This is a genomic window from Sphingobacterium sp. UBA7253, assembly GCF_002472745.1.
Classification (GTDB): Bacteria; Bacteroidota; Bacteroidia; order Sphingobacteriales; family Sphingobacteriaceae; genus Sphingobacterium; species Sphingobacterium siyangense.
Window position 1 is genome coordinate 37607 of record NZ_DKSP01000108.1, and the last position, 743, is coordinate 38349.

The following is a 743-nucleotide window of genomic DNA, read 5'->3' on the forward strand; positions in this document are numbered from 1 at the left end:
TTTAAAGGATCAACTGGAAAATACCGTGTTACAGCAGACTTTAACTTAAAATACTTTGTAGTTGAGGCGATGACAGGCAATGATTTGGCAAAACTACAAGATGATGGATCTGGTGCTGTGTGGATTATCGGTGAAGGAATCGGAAAACCTAAGGTATCCGTTAATCAGGTAGGCTGGAACACAGATAAAGCGCTTTGTCTGGTGCCGCTAGGCAACAAGAAATACCAGATAACTGTTAAGGCAGGAGAGTCTATAAATTCTGATAACATCAATTTCAAATTTTTCCATCAAAAAGGATGGGGCGGTGAATTTGGTGGCACAGACCTGACAACGACAAGTGATATCGTTTTTGTGGGGGATGGAAAGAATGGACGCGACTCGGGCAATCTTGGCATCAAAACCGCTAAAGTATTAGAGACCGGTAAAACCTATGTTTTTACATTGGATTTAGCTGCAGGCAATAAGAAAGCTGTCTTGACGATTGCGACAAAATAATTATAATTGAGTCTTATAAGTCCTAGGTAGTAGTCTTCCTAGGACTTTTTCTTTTAAATAGCATTTGTTTATTCCAAGATTCATTTGTTATATTTGCCCAAACTCACACAGATTATCATGAGTTGGCCAGTTTACAAGATAATGAAGTAATCTTCCTGATGTAAGCTGCTATTGAGAATAAAATATTCGAATGAAAATCAGACTGTTTATATGGATTCTATTACCCTTGATGCTCCTGCAGAGCTTCT

1 protein-coding gene is annotated in these 743 nt (G+C 38.4%); it reads left to right on the forward strand.

Features of this window, described 5'->3' with window-relative positions; translation table 11 throughout:
• Positions 1–495, forward strand: a 495-nt coding sequence (locus B2X72_RS10530; protein ID WP_286849543.1) for a DUF5121 domain-containing protein, incomplete at its 5' end; no start/stop codon positions are given.
• Positions 496–743 lie beyond the last annotated feature (248 nt).